The sequence below is a fragment of the Ferdinandcohnia sp. FSL W7-1320 genome (assembly GCF_038050315.1).
Lineage (GTDB): Bacteria > Bacillota > Bacilli > Bacillales > Bacillaceae_L > Ferdinandcohnia > Ferdinandcohnia aciditolerans.
In genome coordinates, this window is the sequence record NZ_JBBPAM010000001.1 from 1,823,461 (window position 1) to 1,839,322 (window position 15,862).

At 36.2% G+C, this 15,862-nt stretch carries 26 protein-coding genes and 1 riboswitch; of the genes, 19 read left to right on the top strand and 7 right to left on the bottom strand.

The genetic code is table 11. The features are described from left to right. Positions 1 to 216: 216 nt before the first annotated feature. The 9 genes from comGA to NST91_RS09170 all read left to right on the top strand — a co-directional run bounded on the left by comGA (position 217) and on the right by NST91_RS09170 (position 5,035). A complete protein-coding gene (gene comGA, locus NST91_RS09130) occupies positions 217 to 1,293 on the top strand; it encodes a competence type IV pilus ATPase ComGA (RefSeq protein WP_341330877.1) in 1,077 nt (358 codons plus the stop codon). After that, positions 1,271 to 2,314 carry a competence type IV pilus assembly protein ComGB gene (comGB, locus tag NST91_RS09135; protein ID WP_341330878.1) on the top strand — a complete coding sequence of 348 codons (1,044 nt, stop codon included), beginning with the start codon at positions 1,271 to 1,273 and terminating at the stop codon, positions 2,312 to 2,314. The genes comGA and comGB overlap by 23 nt, the downstream gene beginning before the upstream one ends. Before the next feature lie 14 nt (positions 2,315 to 2,328). After that, positions 2,329 to 2,658, top strand: a complete 330-nt coding sequence (gene comGC, locus NST91_RS09140; RefSeq protein ID WP_341330879.1) for a competence type IV pilus major pilin ComGC — start codon at positions 2,329 to 2,331, stop codon at positions 2,656 to 2,658. Continuing rightward, positions 2,630 to 3,082, top strand: coding sequence for a competence type IV pilus minor pilin ComGD (comGD, locus tag NST91_RS09145; RefSeq protein ID WP_341330880.1), 453 nt, complete (start codon positions 2,630 to 2,632; stop codon positions 3,080 to 3,082). The genes comGC and comGD overlap by 29 nt, the downstream gene beginning before the upstream one ends. Then, a complete protein-coding gene (locus NST91_RS09150) occupies positions 3,066 to 3,407 on the top strand; it encodes a prepilin-type N-terminal cleavage/methylation domain-containing protein (RefSeq protein ID WP_341330881.1) in 342 nt (113 codons plus the stop codon). The genes comGD and NST91_RS09150 overlap by 17 nt, the downstream gene beginning before the upstream one ends. Beyond that, positions 3,400 to 3,837, top strand: coding sequence for a competence type IV pilus minor pilin ComGF (comGF, locus tag NST91_RS09155; protein WP_341330882.1), 438 nt, complete (start codon positions 3,400 to 3,402; stop codon positions 3,835 to 3,837). The genes NST91_RS09150 and comGF overlap by 8 nt, the downstream gene beginning before the upstream one ends. After that, positions 3,834 to 4,217 (top strand): competence type IV pilus minor pilin ComGG, encoded by a 384-nt coding sequence (comGG, locus tag NST91_RS09160; RefSeq protein ID WP_341330883.1) that lies wholly within the window; start codon positions 3,834 to 3,836, stop codon positions 4,215 to 4,217. The genes comGF and comGG overlap by 4 nt, the downstream gene beginning before the upstream one ends. A gap of 78 nt (positions 4,218 to 4,295) precedes the next feature. Next, a complete protein-coding gene (locus NST91_RS09165) occupies positions 4,296 to 4,826 on the top strand; it encodes a shikimate kinase (RefSeq protein WP_341330884.1) in 531 nt (176 codons plus the stop codon). A gap of 17 nt (positions 4,827 to 4,843) precedes the next feature. After that, positions 4,844 to 5,035: a YqzE family protein gene (locus NST91_RS09170; RefSeq protein WP_121447186.1), complete on the top strand. Its 192-nt coding sequence runs from the start codon at positions 4,844 to 4,846 to the stop codon at positions 5,033 to 5,035. Between the two features lie 144 nt (positions 5,036 to 5,179). Here NST91_RS09170 and ymaG read toward each other — a convergent pair whose 3' ends face one another. Beyond that, positions 5,180 to 5,371, bottom strand: coding sequence for an inner spore coat protein YmaG (gene ymaG, locus NST91_RS09175; RefSeq protein WP_341330885.1), 192 nt, complete (start codon positions 5,369 to 5,371; stop codon positions 5,180 to 5,182). 550 nt (positions 5,372 to 5,921) lie between these two features. Here ymaG and moaA point away from each other — a divergent pair. Continuing rightward, the gene (gene moaA / locus NST91_RS09180; RefSeq protein ID WP_341330886.1) at positions 5,922 to 6,944 is read left to right on the top strand and encodes a GTP 3',8-cyclase MoaA; all 1,023 of its coding nucleotides are present in this window, start codon (positions 5,922 to 5,924) and stop codon (positions 6,942 to 6,944) included. A 49-nt stretch (positions 6,945 to 6,993) separates the two neighbouring features. Here the strand turns inward: moaA and NST91_RS09185 are convergent, their stop codons facing one another. Together NST91_RS09185 and NST91_RS09190 are read right to left on the bottom strand one after the other, a co-directional pair. After that, on the bottom strand, positions 6,994 to 7,350 hold the full coding sequence (locus NST91_RS09185) for a DUF2512 family protein (protein ID WP_341330887.1): 357 nt from the start codon (positions 7,348 to 7,350) through the stop codon (positions 6,994 to 6,996). Positions 7,351 to 7,411: 61 nt separating this feature from the next. Then, complete coding sequence (locus tag NST91_RS09190; protein ID WP_341330888.1) at positions 7,412 to 7,756, bottom strand: YqzG/YhdC family protein; 345 nt, start codon at positions 7,754 to 7,756, stop codon at positions 7,412 to 7,414. A gap of 100 nt (positions 7,757 to 7,856) precedes the next feature. Here NST91_RS09190 and NST91_RS09195 point away from each other — a divergent pair, with 100 nt between their 5' ends. Together NST91_RS09195 and NST91_RS09200 are read left to right on the top strand one after the other, a co-directional pair. Next, on the top strand, positions 7,857 to 8,474 hold the full coding sequence (locus tag NST91_RS09195) for a YgaN family protein (protein ID WP_341330889.1): 618 nt from the start codon (positions 7,857 to 7,859) through the stop codon (positions 8,472 to 8,474). Between the two features lie 109 nt (positions 8,475 to 8,583). Further along, positions 8,584 to 9,192, top strand: a complete 609-nt coding sequence (locus NST91_RS09200) for a ligand-gated ion channel (RefSeq protein WP_341330890.1) — start codon at positions 8,584 to 8,586, stop codon at positions 9,190 to 9,192. A 46-nt stretch (positions 9,193 to 9,238) separates the two neighbouring features. Here NST91_RS09200 and NST91_RS09205 read toward each other — a convergent pair whose 3' ends face one another. Both NST91_RS09205 and NST91_RS09210 read right to left on the bottom strand, forming a co-directional pair. Further along, a complete protein-coding gene (locus tag NST91_RS09205) occupies positions 9,239 to 9,862 on the bottom strand; it encodes a hypothetical protein (protein WP_341330891.1) in 624 nt (207 codons plus the stop codon). Between the two features lie 103 nt (positions 9,863 to 9,965). Beyond that, on the bottom strand, positions 9,966 to 10,352 hold the full coding sequence (locus tag NST91_RS09210) for a helix-turn-helix domain-containing protein (RefSeq protein WP_341330892.1): 387 nt from the start codon (positions 10,350 to 10,352) through the stop codon (positions 9,966 to 9,968). 309 nt (positions 10,353 to 10,661) lie between these two features. Between NST91_RS09210 and NST91_RS09215 the strand changes: the two genes are divergently transcribed. The 7 genes from NST91_RS09215 to NST91_RS09245 all read left to right on the top strand — a co-directional run bounded on the left by NST91_RS09215 (position 10,662) and on the right by NST91_RS09245 (position 14,812). Then, the gene (locus tag NST91_RS09215; RefSeq protein WP_121447178.1) at positions 10,662 to 11,294 is read left to right on the top strand and encodes a TasA family protein; all 633 of its coding nucleotides are present in this window, start codon (positions 10,662 to 10,664) and stop codon (positions 11,292 to 11,294) included. Between the two features lie 112 nt (positions 11,295 to 11,406). Beyond that, entirely contained in the window at positions 11,407 to 11,994 is a 588-nt protein-coding gene (locus tag NST91_RS09220) for a TasA family protein (protein ID WP_341330893.1), read from the top strand. Between the two features lie 126 nt (positions 11,995 to 12,120). Then, on the top strand, positions 12,121 to 12,891 hold the full coding sequence (tapA, locus tag NST91_RS09225) for an amyloid fiber anchoring/assembly protein TapA (protein ID WP_341330894.1): 771 nt from the start codon (positions 12,121 to 12,123) through the stop codon (positions 12,889 to 12,891). Continuing rightward, the gene (gene sipW / locus NST91_RS09230) at positions 12,891 to 13,478 is read left to right on the top strand and encodes a signal peptidase I SipW (RefSeq protein ID WP_341330895.1); all 588 of its coding nucleotides are present in this window, start codon (positions 12,891 to 12,893) and stop codon (positions 13,476 to 13,478) included. The genes tapA and sipW overlap by 1 nt, the downstream gene beginning before the upstream one ends. A gap of 54 nt (positions 13,479 to 13,532) precedes the next feature. Beyond that, entirely contained in the window at positions 13,533 to 14,150 is a 618-nt protein-coding gene (locus NST91_RS09235; protein ID WP_341330896.1) for a TasA family protein, read from the top strand. 141 nt (positions 14,151 to 14,291) lie between these two features. Beyond that, positions 14,292 to 14,588 (top strand): DUF5658 family protein, encoded by a 297-nt coding sequence (locus tag NST91_RS09240; protein WP_341330897.1) that lies wholly within the window; start codon positions 14,292 to 14,294, stop codon positions 14,586 to 14,588. A 14-nt stretch (positions 14,589 to 14,602) separates the two neighbouring features. After that, positions 14,603 to 14,812 carry a hypothetical protein gene (locus NST91_RS09245; RefSeq protein ID WP_341330898.1) on the top strand — a complete coding sequence of 70 codons (210 nt, stop codon included), beginning with the start codon at positions 14,603 to 14,605 and terminating at the stop codon, positions 14,810 to 14,812. Between the two features lie 41 nt (positions 14,813 to 14,853). On the opposite strand, the gene NST91_RS09250 is transcribed toward NST91_RS09245, so the two are convergent. Then, a complete protein-coding gene (locus NST91_RS09250) occupies positions 14,854 to 15,180 on the bottom strand; it encodes a helix-turn-helix domain-containing protein (RefSeq protein ID WP_099361889.1) in 327 nt (108 codons plus the stop codon). A gap of 176 nt (positions 15,181 to 15,356) precedes the next feature. Beyond that, positions 15,357 to 15,485 carry a DNA-binding anti-repressor SinI gene (locus tag NST91_RS09255; protein WP_121447173.1) on the bottom strand — a complete coding sequence of 43 codons (129 nt, stop codon included), beginning with the start codon at positions 15,483 to 15,485 and terminating at the stop codon, positions 15,357 to 15,359. 30 nt (positions 15,486 to 15,515) lie between these two features. Then, positions 15,516 to 15,605: riboswitch (cyclic di-GMP riboswitch) on the bottom strand. Between the last annotated feature and the right edge of the window lie 257 nt (positions 15,606 to 15,862).

The window sequence follows — 15,862 nt, forward strand, 5'->3', positions numbered from 1 at the left end:
ACAATGTATTGATTCCTCCTAATAATAGATTCAAATTTCCACCAAAATACAACCCTAATGGCAGGGGTTGTATTTTTATTTTTTATTGAAGTCCCCATGTTCAAATAAAGTTCACAAATATTTTTTTATAAAAAGAAGGAGTTTGTAGATATTTGTTGAAATATGTTACCTGCAAGAGAAAAAATAAAAATAAGAGTTCGAAAAGGAGTGAATTATTTGAGTGAAATCGAACAGCTTGGTGACCTATTGATCGAGGATGCTTGGTCAATGAATGTATCCGACATCCATTTTGTTCCGAAAATCAATGATGCCGTTGTCCAATACAGACTCGATAGTGAATTGTTCAATAAGCAAACGATTCCAAAGGATGTCTGCGAACGGTTAATTTCCCATTATAAATTCCTTGCTGGAATGGATATTGGAGAAAGGAGAAGACCACAAAACGGTGCAATAACCCTAAATCTAAAAGGTATTAACATTAATCTTCGATTGTCTACACTACCCACACCCTACAACGAAAGTCTAGTCATACGTATCCTACCTGAAACACCAACCTATTCTCTTGCAAATCTATCGCTTTTTCCAACAATGACAACAAAACTTCTTTCACTTCTGAAGCATTCACACGGGTTAATTATTTTTACTGGACCAACAGGATCAGGCAAAACAACCACCCTCTATTCCTTACTACACGCAACGAAGAAGCTTTTCAACCGAAATATCATTACATTAGAAGATCCTATTGAAAAACAAAGTGAAGATGTTCTTCAGGTTCAGGTGAATGAAAAAGCCGGAATCACATATGCTCATGGATTGAAGGCCATTTTGCGTCATGATCCCGATATTATCATGGTGGGTGAAATAAGGGATTCAGAAACCGCGAAGATTGCTGTTCGAGCGGCAATGACAGGTCATTTGGTTTTAACAACGATGCATACAAGAGATACAAAAGGTGCGATTTATAGGCTATTAGAATTTGATGTGTCCTTGCAGGAAATTGAGCAAACATTAATAGCAATCGCAGCACAAAGGCTGGTTGATCTCAAATGTCCGTATTGTGAAGGGAAATGCTCCCCGCAATGTAAAAAGTATCGAAAAGTAAGACGAGTGGGGGTGTACGAGCTTTTAAACGGACATGCCCTGAATGAAGTAATGAAGGAAGCGAGGGGTAACAAAGCAGAATACCGCTACGAAAAATTAAGGGATGTCATTAAGAAAGGAATTGCTCTTGGATACTTATATCCGGATGCGCTAGAAAGATGGGTTGTCAATGATATCAAGGAAAAGAAATAAGAATTGGACCTTAAAGGAACAATCATTATATTTGAGTAGAATCGGTAATCTTCTTGATCAAGGCTATTCCTTTGAACAAGCCTCACAATTCCTTTTGTTCCAGTTGCCAAAAAAGCACAACAGGGACATTGAAGTCATCATTGAAAGCTGTAAACAGGGTGAATCCTTATATACTGCCTTTAGCAAGGTGGGATTTCATAAGGATATTCTTGGTTACTTGTACTTTGCCGAGCAGCATGGCGATATTTCATTTGCCCTCCGTGAAGGAAGTACAATGTTGCAGAAGAAGATTGTACATTTTGAAAAAGGAAAAAAAATAATACGTTATCCACTCGCTTTGTTAATGTTTGTTGGATTCATGTTTACCATGATTGAAAAAATCCTTTTACCGCAATTTCAAAGCTTGTTTACCTCGATGAGTTATGAACAGACATTGATTTCTAAAACTTTATTAAGGCTCCCTGAGCTAAACCGATATTTACTCCTCATTGTCGGTTTGCTACTGATTATTGGCCTCACGTACTATTTTCTTCATTTTCAAAAACTTACCCCAGTTGAAAAAATGAAGCTACTCTTAAAGATTCCCATATTAAAAAAAGTAACGGTTATGTTTAATTCCCATTTCTTTTCCGTGCAACTTAGTAACTTATTAAAAGGTGGATTATCGATTTTTCAAGCGTTAACGATGTTTGAACAGCAGCGCCACTCGCCATTTTTTCGAGAGGAAGCAAAAGAAATGAAACAGCTTCTACGAGCGGGGAATCGATTCGAAGACATTTTGAGGGTGCGAGAATATTACGAGGCAGATTTAGCGATGATTATTTTACATGGCCAATCTAACGGAAATTTAGCTAGTGAACTCCAGCATTATAGCCAATATGTAATGGAAAAAGCCGAGGAAAACGTTACAAGATTATTAGCAGTCGTCCAACCAATACTTTTTGCGACCATCGGAATTATCATCATGTTGATGTACGCAGCCATCATGGTACCAATGTTTCAACTATTAAATGGAATATAGAAAGGTAGATGTTGATGAAACTGAAAAATCAAAAGGGGTTTACCCTTGTGGAAATGTTAATTGTGTTATTAGTTGTATCGATATTGCTTTTGATAACTGTGCCCAATGTGACGAAGCATAATTCAGTTATTAAGGATAAAGGGTGTGATGCACTAGTGAAAATGGTTGAAGCGCAGGTGCAGGCGTATGAGTTGGAAAATGACAAGCCCCCAACAGAACAAGATTTAACAGATGATAAATATCTTAAAAATGGCATCCCAGCTTGTCCAAATGGTGACACCATTACAATTGATGGAAACGGAAAAGTTACACAAGTTGAAAATACAGCCTCTACTCAACCATAAAGGTTTTACCTTAATCGAGGCTCTAATTGTCCTATCAATTGTGATTGTCATATCCTCGATAAGTCTTCTGCAGCTAAGACCACTACATGAATCAAAGAAGATAGATCATTTTTTGGAACAGCTGCAAAATGATATTTTTTACAGCCAACAATATGCAATCAGCCATAATGAGTCAACAAGGCTTTATTTCAGTGTAAGCGGCTCATATTACGAGCTTAGCAGTGCAAAAACGAATGATGTGATATTGGTTCGAAAGATTGACCCAGCGATTCGAATCATTATCACTACACTGGGGTCGAGGTTGGTATTTACAAGTAATGGGAATATACAGCGTTCGGGGGAGATCTTGTTTTTGTATAAGGATAACAAATACACTGTAACGTTCTTGTTGGGAAAGGGTAGGTTTTATGTTAGTAAGGAATAAGCGAGGCTTTACATTAATTGAGATGCTCCTTGCAGTCTCGATTTGGCTTATGCTTTGTGCAACACTCCTTCCCCAGCTATTGCTTATCATGACAGAACGAAAAAACACCGATATCTATAATATGGGGAGACAATTATTATCAGAGGAGCTCAATAAGGAGTACAACGGGGATGAATCAGATCTAGATAGGATCATAAAAAACGGGGTTACCTATCTGTTTTCAAAGACATTTAATGAGGAGTTGCAAAAATGGGAGCTTTGTATAACATGGGAGGACAAGCTTTCCAAAACGTACGAAAGATGTGGATACCTAAATGGTGAGTAATGACAAGGGTTTTACTTTAGTTGAGATGTTAGTAACTTTTTCAATTCTGCTAGTCATTCTTTCATTTATTTCACCTTTCCTTAGTGTAGTGTTCCGAGATAATAATGATCAGTTCAATAAACTCGAATGGCAAATATTAATTCAACAAATGAAAATGGAAGTCCGTGAAGCAAGTGAAATAACCGTATCAAAAAATACTTCAGTGTTCTTTAAAAATCCGTCTGGTGAGTTAGTGAGTTTCGAAAAATACAATGACAAAATAAGAAGAAGGGTAAACGGAAAAGGTCATGAGGTGTTGCTTCAGCAAATAACTGGTGTGACATTTGAGTCGAAAACAAATGGTTTTTTAATTTCAGTGGTAACAGTAGATGGGAAAACGTATCAAGCCGTTATTTCCGCATTCACAACAGTGGAGGTTAAGGAAGCATGAAAAATGAACAAGGTTTTATTCTTCCGGTTACAATTGCGATTTCTTTTTTATTTTTTCTTGTGTTTACGTTTCAAGTAAATGCGTATATGACGGAAAAAGATTTTTCAAAGGAAACAGAGGAGATATTCATATTGGAGAACCTAATGCAACTAGGAGTTGGGGAAATACAGGATACATTAAAGGAGGATGTAGAAAGCACCGGAGAAACTGGTTTTCTCGACTTTCCAAACGGAACAATATCGTATACTGTTGTGCCGTTAACGACCACAACATCTCAAATTACCATCTCTTGCACGACAAAGGAACAGCGCAAATATAGTGCGCGCTTTGTATATGATTATGAGAAGAAAGTGATAGATTCTTGGATTGAATTACGTTAAGACAAACATGGATGTTTTTGTTATAATTTATAAAAATCGAGTGGACGTATATAGCCGCATTTTTAGGAGAGTAGAGAAATGAAAGCCGTTTATTTAACAGGATTTATGGGAGCAGGAAAAACAACAATCGGACAAAAGCTTGGGCAAGTCTTAAATATGCCGGTTGTTGATACGGATCAATTTATTGAAGAAAAGATAGGAAAAAGAATTGTTGATATTTTTTCACAAGAAGGTGAGCAAACCTTTCGAGGCTATGAACGCTCATTTCTAAAAGAAATACCAACAAATGATATGGTAATCACAACCGGTGGAGGAATTGTCATTCAAGAGGAAAATCGTCAGTGGATGATGCAAAATGGTCACGTCATTTTCTTATATTGTGACATTGAGCAAATTTTTGAACGTGTTCAGTTTGACCCATCTCGACCATTGTTTGATTCAGAGAAAAAGGAAAATACAAGAAAACTATATCGTGAGCGAATGCCTTTTTACAATGAGGCACATTATAAGATTGACACAACCGATAAAAATCTAGACGAAGTTGTCGACGACATAGTGTCGTGGTTACATTCGCAAAAAAATGGAAATAATAATATCACTGAAGCTTGAATAAGGCAGGTGTTATTATGTCTACAAACGATTATGTGAAGTTTGTGACCCAACAAATAGTCAAGACTTTAGACCAGCCAAAAGAAGTGCGTAAGGCGACACGCAAGCAGCGTAAGGAAGAACAACCACCATTAACCAATCGCTGGTTTGGAATCATGCCGCTCGCTGTTTCCCTTATGTTCAAAAGAAACAAAAAAGAAGAGAGCTGACAGCATATGTGTCAGCTCTTTTTTTACAAATAGCTTCAGGCGTCATCGGCACTCTTGTCAAAGCCAATCGCAAACGAAAGGTAAAAAGCCACCTTCTGCCAGCTACTCTTATGCTTGTCGGACAGACGCCTTACGTATTACTAATTAATACCAGAAACCGCCGCCATACGGGTAGTATGGGTAATACGGTGGACGATAATATGGATATCCGCCGTAGAAATACGGATTAAGAAGGGTACTCCCAACAAGTCCTCCAACTAATCCACCTACCAAAGGTGCTCCCCAAAAAAACCGTTCCTGTCTGCCAAATCCATATGGTCTTCTATATGGTCCCATCTAATTACCTCCTGTTATTATTCTCCCACTTCGGGCACGGGATATTTCTTTCTACCGTGATTGGGCTAGAATTGCTCCTTATTCTTGCCTCACTAACATGGATATGTAACCATAGGCTAGAAGTCGTGGGCGTTTGTCTACATTTTGAAAATTATTTCGCAAACCGGATTTCATGGATTATCGTTTCTATTCACAAGAATTTGTTAGTATGATAGAGTAATAGGTACTTGTAAAGATAGGATGTTCAAAAAGTCCGGTGAAAATGACACGTCGAAATTCTGCGTAAACTGCTCCATGTACATTGTGAATTACCTGGTTATGCGCTTGCGTCTACTAGATTATTCAAGATGTAAATTCCTCAGCGCAAGGCTGCGAGGGAGTTAACTCAAGCAGTTGCCTCGCTCCGGTACTCAAAGCAGCGCCACCTTGAACTTTCGACGCACAGGATGTGCTAGTGTCGACAAGACATGAGGCCGTGGCGTTTTTGTCGACGCGGTCCCTTTCATCCGCCTTTTTGAACCTTTATTTAAAGGTAGGAGTGACAGGTTAAATGACTACAAAAAATGAAAAAATTGTTGATCAATTGAATCGACCTCTACGTGATTTGCGCATTTCTGTCACAGATCAATGCAATTTCCGTTGTTCGTATTGTATGCCTAAAGAAATCTTTGGGGATGATTATCAATTCTTAAGGCAAGGCGAATTATTATCCTATTCTGAAATAGAAACGTTGACACGAAGCTTTGTCAAACTTGGTGTGCAAAAGATTCGCTTAACTGGTGGAGAACCGTTAATTCGAAAAAATGTCCATGAACTAGTTGAGCGTTTAACTCATATAGAAGGTATTGAAGATATTGCCCTCACGACAAATGGCATATTCTTACCGAAATATGCAAAGCAATTGAAAGAAGCGGGCCTGCAGCGTGTGAATGTTAGCCTTGATGCGATGGATAACGATATTTTTAAAGGAATGAATGGTCGTTCCGTTGGAGTGAAGCCAGTATTAGCGGGAATTGAAGCAGCACAAGAAGCAGGACTTCATGTGAAAATGAATATGGTTGTCCGAAAAGGAAAAAATGACTCGCAGATTCTACCAATGGCGCGGTATTTTAAAGATAAAGGAATCACGCTTCGTTTCATCGAATTTATGGATGTTGGAACGACAAACGGTTGGAATTTTGATCAAGTCGTTTCGAAGAAAGCGATCCATGACTTAATCCATAGTGAAATGCCATTAGAACCTGTCGATGCGGATTATTTTGGAGAAGTAGCGAAGAGATATCGTTACGTAGGTACAGATGTGGAGATTGGTTTCATTTCATCTGTTACAGAGTCCTTCTGCTCAAGTTGCACCCGAGCACGAATATCGGCAGATGGAAAGCTGTATACATGCCTATTTGCAACGGCTGGCCATGATTTAAGATCATTAATTCGATCAGATGCATCCGAAAGTGAGATTGATGAAACTCTTAAGTCGATATGGCAAGTAAGACGTGATCGGTACTCTGATGAACGAACAGAGGAAACTGCGAAGAAACGTAAGAAAATTGAAATGTCTTATATAGGTGGGTAAATAGAGAAGAGGTGCAGAAATAGATATGCACCTCTCTTTTTTATGCAACTCAAGCATGGGATCTCTCGGTTCTATCTGACCTTACTAACCAACGGTGGATAGCTATCTCAACTAATGTAATAACAAGGGCTGTTAAGATTGCGCCCCAAAGGGTGACTCTCGCACCATCGTAGAACAAGGAAAGAAAATATACTACAAGGGCTGCAGTTACAAAATCGGCAATATCTGTCATCACCGTAGTATCTCTTCTTAGCATCGCTTTCTCCATAAAATAACCAAGAATGGCTAACAGTACACCAATACCAATTGGCTGATACCATGCAACTAAATCAACACTATCGAAAATGCCAGAACAAATGGCTACAATTAAAGGTAATAAAATTAATTTCATAATAAAGTTAGTCACGGCATTCACACCTCCTTTACCTCGTATTTTTCACATAATTGATGGATTATATGTAAAAGCACTATCGGTCTGTTTCCACAACGGTAATATTTTTTACTCGTTCAGTCTCTGGTTCAAACGTGATATTTACAAAAACACCGAATTCACGATTATCCTGCTTCAGCCAAAGTTTGAAACGTTCAACATACATTCCGTTTTTCTTATGTCTACCAACATGTAAATAATCAACAATTTGAGCGGAAGGATAACGTTTCTGTGTCTCCTCCATCGCAAGTTTTCCCCATTTTGCATACTCTGGGACTGGCTTTTTTTGCTCAGCTGAAAAAGCTGCAGAATCATTGTCGATAAAAACAGTTGGAGTTAATAACAAACAAAAACTACAGCCAATCAATATTTTACGCAGCACATACAGCACCTCACTTTTACTTTAGGAATTCCCTGCATTAGGAAAATTTATGCAGTTTAATGGAAAGCTATGGTATTATGAGAAAAAAGGGGGAGTGCTAGTGTGCAGGCTATTTAAAATGTCGATTGGATTTCTTTTTTTACTTGCTCTGATCGGCTGTAGAAATGAAAACAATCCTGCTAAGAAAGCAGATGGTGTGCTGACTCCGGTCAAACAAAATGAGAGAAATTCGCAAATCATTAGTTCACTCGGGTTCGATACACTTTTAATGTACGACCTTAACATAAAAAACGAAGATATAAAGATGATTCATGTTTGGGTAGAGCATTTTAAAAATGGAGAAAAACAAGAAGATATCGTACGAGGGGCAACCGCAACTAACGAAGATATGACGTTGTCTGCTGCCAAAATGAATTTTAACATGGATGACACTACATATGCCCAGTGGACGTTATCGATGACCGATGGCACAGGTTCTACCACGTTGCAGTCACCAGTTATGGAAGTTGATACATCAATCGGCACTGCTCAATCTCAACTCAATGACAAAATACATATTGAAGCAGAAAAGCCCCAAGCACTTGCGCTAATTGTGAAGAATGGCTCTAAAGGCATCAGAGTTGGCTTGGATGAGGATGTTATTGAAAACACAGTAAAAGAAAACGATGAAGTGTATGTTGTAAGGGTAATGATTAGTAAAACAGAGGAATATGAATAAAAAGCGATCTTATATCGGATCGCTTTTTTTGTTTGATCATTCTGCATGATTTGGACATTCTACGTGCATATTAACTTTATGTGAAAAGTTAGCTGGTAGGAGGAAAATCATGCGGAAACGAATTTTTATTTTTGCGATTTTGCTACTTAGTTCATTATTGCTTGTCAGTTGTAAAGGAGACGACAAGGCGAAAGAACAAGAGAAAAAAGAAGATCCAAAAGCAACCAAAATTCAACAAGCCGACGAACAAATCATGGATCTGGGCTCTTTAGGCTTTACAACAGAAGACCTCGTTAAAAATTGGAACGAAGCTCAAACAGAAATGAAAGATTCCGATAAAATTGAACAATTGAATGTAAGAAATGGAGAATTCAAACACGATGTCAACAACGGAATGATTCTTGAAGGAATCGTAAATGAAACAACAAATGAAGTCGTTCGTTTATCAATCGTGAAAAAAGACGTTGAATCAGACAACCTCAGCACTACGTTAGATAAATATGAAGACACAATTGCTGCATTCTTCTTATTGGTTGCCGTCACAAACACAGAAGAGGCAGTCAAAGAAGAGGATATTGGAAAAGTAACATATAAATTGGGACTCCTTCGTGACAAGGATAAAAAAATCAACGGAACCGCAACGCTGAACAACATTACGTATAAAGCCCAGGAGAATGAAAGAGGGTTAGTAATATCAGCGTTGGAGAAGACGGATTAAATGAAAAAACCTTGGAAGGATTGTTCCTTTCAAGGTTTTTTCAACATTATTCTCCTTTTTCTTTTAACAAAACTGTCTTTAGTTCTTCAACAACAGCATCAAATTCATTGCCTTCAGTTTCAATGCCATGTGATTTTGCTGTTTCGAGAATTTGCTTTCTCCTAGAATCTGGTTTCATTCGTAGTTCTTCGTATTTATTAGAGGAAGGCTTTATTAACTCGGGTTTCTCCCTATACGTTTCTTTAAGTTCTGTTATAAGGGCTTCCTCTGATTTACCTTCAACTTTAATTCCCGCTTCTTTAGCCTTCTCTTGGAGCATTATAGAACGAATTTCGGCTTGAATTTCCTCTGAATCCTTACCTTCAGTTTTAATACCTAAATCCTTTGCTAGATTGTTTGTATAATTATCAAATTGTTCACTCTCCCTAGCTTGGCTACGAAGATCACTCGTGGAATCTGAAGTTGTTGTTTCTTCGGTAGTTTCATTTTCCTGTTCGTTCATACTTGAGTCCTTCACTCTAGTATCATCAGAAGGTACTAAAACCTCGCGTTCTTGTTTGACGTCAATATCTGTATCTTCACTTGCTAATACGGGTATTAATTGTGTGGAGCCTAAACAAAGTACAACGATTATACCAGTTATCACTATTCCTTTTTTCATTGATTTCACACTCTCTCCTCTCATCTGTTATAAATAGTTAAACCAAATCATTCGACATGTTACATCTTCACTATTTCCATTGTTATATACTTTTATTACTCGGAATCTAAATTCAACATTTTTTTGTCACGTTATCAATATTATTCCCTCCTTTGTTTTTTATGTGACCATTTTTCCAGTTGCTAAATTTTATATAGTTTTGAAACTCTCTGAAGTCCTCTTTGCTTAATCCGTCATCAATTGCATTTTTTAAGAGCTTGGTCCACTCTTGATCAAGTGGTTCATTAGAATGAGGAATCGTTCTTTCTTCTCCTAATAAAAATTCAATATTTGTATCGAGTGGCTTTGAAATCTTAGTTAAGAATTGAATAGAAGGATTTTTTTGTACATCTCGTTCAATATAGCTTAAATATGACTTTGAAACTCCAGCGCGTTTTGCAAGCTCTGTAATCGTGAGACTTTTCTGCCTTCGTAATTCTTTAATCCTCGAACCGATCATCTTCCTTCTCCTTCGTTAATTTGAATACTTACACGTTCATTATAAGGAACTTATTGTTCTTAATAAAATAATAAAATAGTAAGGAAATAAGAGATATTACGAGAAAACGAACGATATACGTTCTTTATTAAGAAAAAATGACTGATTTTGGGATTTTTCAAATATAAGACTTATGGGCTATACTCACATTGTAAGTTCGTTACAAAGAACATAAATGAACTTTACTAAGTACAGTTCTGGTTGATCTCCTTATCAATACATAAGGATTCAATATAAAAATTTATAAGAGAAAAAGAGGAGGAAACAAAAATGAGTTTGAAAAAGAAATTAGGTTTAGGGGTAGCATCAGCAGCACTAGGATTATCACTAATCGGGGGAGGAACATTTGCGTACTTCAGCGACACAGAAGTATCACACAATGAATTTACAGCTGGTACATTAGATTTAGCAGTAAACCCATCAGTTGTAATTGATGTTGAAAACATCAAGCCTGGAGATATAATGGTTCGTGAATTCCTATTAGAAAACAATGGTTCTTTAGATATTTCATCAGTTGATTTAGCTACAGCTTATAACGTTGTAGATGCAAAAGGTGATAATGTTGACGACTTTGGTAAACACATTAAGGTGCTATTCCTTGAAAATGCTGATAAAACAGGTGATGGTTGGGTTATCGGAGATTATAATGATGTAATTGCAGAAACTACATTGTATGATCTTCAAAATATGGAACCAGATGCAGTTGAAAACGTACAAGGCTTCTTTACCCACTTATTTGGATTAAACGGTGAAGGTGATGGTTTAGAGAATGGTACTAGTGACCAAATGTATGTTGCATTCGAATTTGTTGACAATGGTGCAGATCAAAACGAATTCCAAGGTGATACTTTAAAACTAGATTGGACATTTACTGCTCATCAAACTGAAGGGGAATTAAAATAATATTTCATAATTGAAAAGGGGAAGGGGATTCTATCTCCTTCCTTGTATACATACTAGTTACAATAATCTTGTGAAAAACGTTATTTATAGGGAGAAAAAAGGGGAAACGAAGATGAGTATGAAGAAAAAATTAGGACTAACTGCCGCAACAGCTATTCTAGGATTAGGACTTATTGGTGGGGGAACATTTGCTTATTTTAGCGACACTGAGGTATCAAATAATTCGTTTGCTGCTGGAACATTAGACTTAGAGCTAAAAAGTACTGATGACAGTGCATATGTTGATTTAAGTGTTGATAATATGAAGCCAGGTGATTGGACAATTAAACAACTTCGCTTATATAGCGAAGGTTCACTCAAAATTAAAGATGTAAAAATGAACGTTGATTACACAGTGTCTGATACAAATGGTGACAATGCTGGGGAAGATTTCGCAGATCATATTCTAGTAAGAATTAGTGAAAATAGACAAAATGGTCCAGTTGTACTTGATTGGACACCACTTTCTGAAATTGAAGATTTAGTTGTTGCTGAAGATTTAAACTCTAAAACAGGTCCATTAAATAATTCGGACAGACAAGTATTAATTTTCAACTATAAGTTCGATGATAATGGTGCGGATCAAAATAAATTCCAAGATGACAAATTAGATTTCCAATTGATTTTCGATGCTAGTCAACAAGATGGGGAACTTAGATAGCTACTAATAGGGGAGGAGAGCCCTCTCCTTCCTGTTTTATATATATTTATGAAAGCATAGCACCTGAGTTGTTTTCATAAATATATATAAATCCAGAATTGCGAATTTGAAGGGGCTGAGATAGCATTGCGAAAAACAAGTAGATTACTAAGAGAAATGAATAAAAGATATAAAAAATACAAAATCATATTTAAGGCTGCCCTTGTATTTTATATTCTAATATTCGCTATGAATTATTTTACTTCAACAACAACGGCATATTTCACTTCTAAATCACAAGGTAATATCTTAATTACTGCAGGTGAATGGTCGCCACCAGATAATAGTAATCTTGTATTCCCTGAGCCAGCTAACGATAATCTAAAAGCATGTCCGGCAGATATGGAAGTTATTTTAAGAAATACTGGAAGCGACATGACGACACAAAGTATTTATGAAATATATTTCACTTCAGAGAATGGAAAGCCTAAAAATCAAGGTGAAAAAATTTATGAAGGTGTTATTCCAATTCTAAAAAGTGGAGAAGAGATTACGTTAACACATAAAACAAGTAATGAAGGATTTTATGAGTTTAAAGCTATTCAAACGAATAAACAGTTTGATGATGCATGGAGCAAAAAGAAGCTCAAAGTAAAATGCATGAACAACAATTCTAATCAAAATGACAATTCTAATGAAACAATCGAAGTTGAAACGGAAGAGCCAGTTATTGAAAAAACTAAGGAAAATAATATAGAACCTGAAAATGAACAACAAAGTAATGAAGTATCCAGTGAGGAACCAACAGAAGTTACAAATGAAGAAGCAACATCTGATGGGATGGTAGGAACAACTGGTGATTCAACTGAAATTGCGAATGATATCATAGATGATAATAAAGAGGAGAAGGATGAATAATGAATAAAAAGAAGGTAATTAAGAAGTGGATTAATCAAATTGTCACGAGCTTGCTCGTACTATTATTAATAGGGGTAGCAGCTTTGGTAGTTTCAAATAAAATCTCAGGTGGGGAACCAACAATTTTTGGTTACCAACTTAAAACTGTATTATCAGGGTCAATGGAACCAGGAATCAAAACAGGATCTATTATCGCAGTAAAAACAGGCGGAGATATGACGCGGTTTAAAGAAGGTGACGTAATCACCTTTATGGAAGAAGATGAAAAACTCATCACTCACAGAATTACTGAAGTCCTAAAAAACGAGAATCAAGTGATGTATAAAACAAAAGGGGATAATAACAATACAGAAGATATTAATCCAGTATTAGCTCAAAATGTAGTAGCCGAATATCGTGGATTAACGATTCCTTATCTTGGATATTTTGCTGATTTTGCAAGTTCAAAAAATGGAACAATCATATTAATGATAGTCCCAGGGGTTTTGATCTTCCTATATTCTATTTTCTCACTTTGGAGAACAATTTCAAAAATTGATATAAGCAATAAAACAAAAGATGCTATCGAAGAAACAAAAACTAATTAAGGATCAATATTCTTTAAATATTGATCCCCTTCTAGGGAAGGAAGGGAGCAAATAATGAAGTTAGGTAAGAGTTTTATTAGAATAATATATTTTATGACAGTGTGTACTCTTCTATTTTTTTTTCTAGCAAATCAAGTTAAAGCATCTCCATCTAACAACAATAAAGAAATAGATATCAATACAACACCTGAAAAAGTATTATTTGATGTTGATAATTTTAAACCGGGAGACTGGGCAACTAGAACATTAATCATAAAAAATAGTGGTACTGAGGATTTTAACTATTTAACTTCAGCAGATCGAAAGTCAGGATCGAAAGAATTGTATGAGGAGTTATTTCTAACTATTTCTGATAAGAATGGAGATATTTTCAAAGGAAAATTGGGGAATTTTAAAAAAATAGATCCTAGACCAATAGTAAGTGGTCAACAAGAGGAACTAATATTTACGGTAGAATTTCCTCCACATTTAGGGAATGAGTACCAGGGTTTAGCAACTGAAGTGGAAATGAAGTTCTATGCAGAAGGTACTTTAGGTGGAGTCCTTCCTGTTGATGGACCTAAATTGCCTGAGACTGGTACTAACACCTTTAATATACTAATTGCTGGTATAATTTTAGCTTTAGGTGGAGGTTTTATATTTTACTACCTGAGAAAACGTTTAAGATCGTGATTGATAGATATTTAATTTAATAGGGAGTATATTCGTTCGTGTATTCTTTATTGAGAATGAATAAAAGCGGATCATAGGATATATCTGAATAAGTTCTCAATATTAACTTAACTTTATTAATGATGATTTGCGAGGTTTCCAATGAAATTTATCCTCATTTTGCTAGCTTTTTTAAATCTCATAGACGCATTTATCACCCATTTCGGAATCCTTGGCGGCCATATATCAGAAGCCAACCCGTTAATGTACACAATATACGAAATCCATCCGGTCTTATTTTTACTTATAAAAGCAATGCTTTCTTTATGTTTGATTTCACTTTATTTTATCATTCGTATCCCAGTGAACCGATTAATTCGTTCTTTATCCTATATAGCCACTGCTTTATATGCATATGTTTTTATCCTCCATGGCTATTGGATTACTCAAATTTTCTAAATGGAGGAGTCTCTATGTATACAAAAACATGTTCAAGATGTTATCGACCATCTTTTAGGAGCAGTAAACAAGGTAAATGGAACTGTCCAATTTGTAATCATAATCTCGCAACATTTCGTGCCCGTGATGCTGGAGAAGCATATCCTTCATCATTACAGAAAAAATACCCAATTCCTCAACAATCTGAATCCCACAGTAATACCACTTTCGATACATACATATAAAATAAAAAATGCTTCAGGCAACCAATGTGCCGAAGCATTTTCTATTTATTATCCATCTTCCATTTGTTGAATTCTAAGAATGATCGAAATTCCTCTTTGGAAACTCCTGATTTCATTGCCTCGCGTACTAGTCTAGTCCATTCTGAATCAAGTTCTACACTTTCAGGTTCTGATTGTTCATGGAGCAATTCGTTGACTGTAACTCCTAATACTGTAGATATTTTTTCAAGAAATTGGATAGAAGGGTTTGATTGGAGATTCCGTTCGATTGAGCTCAAGTATGATTTGGCAACTCCAGCGCGATCTGCTAGTTCAGATAGGGATAATTGTTTTTGCAAACGAAATGTTTTGATACGTTGACCAATCATTCTTTCTCACCTTCCTTCATATACCTATTATAGCATATAACGAAGTAAATGTTTTATAACAAGAACACAAAAAACTGAAAAATAAAAAGGAACCCGATAATTTAGGTTCCCTCGCATCCTTATGTTTCCAATCCGTAGCTTCAAAAGGTTATTGTTATATGTATAGATAAGGTCCGTTATGCTGTTTTACTTTGGAGGAAAGCTTGAATATCCTGGACGCTCATTCCCATCTCCACTGCTTCTAATATAAGGTCGATCCAATCTTGATCCAATTGCTCATCTTTGTTTTGTACTTCATTTAACATTTCGTTTCCTCCCAAAATACAATTAGTATTCCAGGCAGTCCAGCCGTCTTAATTGTTACGTCCAATCTTAGACCTGTGACTTTGCGTCCCTATTTTTCAATAGGTTTGCCTTTGTCTGTTCGAATGTTAGCCGTCTACCTAAAACGATAGTCTCTTATGTATAGAACCTTTGTATTACATTTAGAAGTATAAAACATGAAAATGAAATTTTCTGTAAAAATCTGTCGATGTCAAAATATTTACAAAACACGAAATATAGTTCGTCCGACCAATCGAATTTTAGTAGTTTTACTCTATTTATGTAGAATAAACTCGAATTATAGGGATTTAGACCTATAAAATGTAAACTTAATGAAGTGGTTGGTTAATACATAGTG

Excerpts from the sequence above, each read along its gene's own strand:
- NST91_RS09220 (WP_341330893.1), top strand. The coding sequence starts at position 11,407 with ATGAGTATGAAGAAAAAATTAGGACTAACTGCCGCAACAGCTATTCTA.
- NST91_RS09255 (WP_121447173.1), bottom strand. The coding sequence starts at position 15,485 with ATGTTAAATGAAGTACAAAACAAAGATGAGCAATTGGATCAAGATTGG.
- NST91_RS09150 (WP_341330881.1), top strand. The coding sequence starts at position 3,066 with ATGTTAGTAAGGAATAAGCGAGGCTTTACATTAATTGAGATGCTCCTT.
- NST91_RS09165 (WP_341330884.1), top strand. The coding sequence starts at position 4,296 with ATGAAAGCCGTTTATTTAACAGGATTTATGGGAGCAGGAAAAACAACA.
- comGC (WP_341330879.1), top strand. The coding sequence starts at position 2,329 with ATGAAACTGAAAAATCAAAAGGGGTTTACCCTTGTGGAAATGTTAATT.
- sipW (WP_341330895.1), top strand. The coding sequence starts at position 12,891 with ATGAATAAAAAGAAGGTAATTAAGAAGTGGATTAATCAAATTGTCACG.
- ymaG (WP_341330885.1), bottom strand. The coding sequence starts at position 5,371 with ATGGGACCATATAGAAGACCATATGGATTTGGCAGACAGGAACGGTTT.
- moaA (WP_341330886.1), top strand. The coding sequence starts at position 5,922 with ATGACTACAAAAAATGAAAAAATTGTTGATCAATTGAATCGACCTCTA.
- NST91_RS09250 (WP_099361889.1), bottom strand. The coding sequence starts at position 15,180 with ATGATTGGTCAACGTATCAAAACATTTCGTTTGCAAAAACAATTATCC.
- NST91_RS09245 (WP_341330898.1), top strand. The coding sequence starts at position 14,603 with ATGTATACAAAAACATGTTCAAGATGTTATCGACCATCTTTTAGGAGC.
- comGG (WP_341330883.1), top strand. The coding sequence starts at position 3,834 with ATGAAAAATGAACAAGGTTTTATTCTTCCGGTTACAATTGCGATTTCT.
- NST91_RS09200 (WP_341330890.1), top strand. The coding sequence starts at position 8,584 with ATGCGGAAACGAATTTTTATTTTTGCGATTTTGCTACTTAGTTCATTA.
- NST91_RS09235 (WP_341330896.1), top strand. The coding sequence starts at position 13,533 with ATGAAGTTAGGTAAGAGTTTTATTAGAATAATATATTTTATGACAGTG.
- NST91_RS09215 (WP_121447178.1), top strand. The coding sequence starts at position 10,662 with ATGAGTTTGAAAAAGAAATTAGGTTTAGGGGTAGCATCAGCAGCACTA.
- comGB (WP_341330878.1), top strand. The coding sequence starts at position 1,271 with ATGATATCAAGGAAAAGAAATAAGAATTGGACCTTAAAGGAACAATCA.
- NST91_RS09240 (WP_341330897.1), top strand. The coding sequence starts at position 14,292 with ATGAAATTTATCCTCATTTTGCTAGCTTTTTTAAATCTCATAGACGCA.
- NST91_RS09210 (WP_341330892.1), bottom strand. The coding sequence starts at position 10,352 with ATGATCGGTTCGAGGATTAAAGAATTACGAAGGCAGAAAAGTCTCACG.
- NST91_RS09170 (WP_121447186.1), top strand. The coding sequence starts at position 4,844 with ATGTCTACAAACGATTATGTGAAGTTTGTGACCCAACAAATAGTCAAG.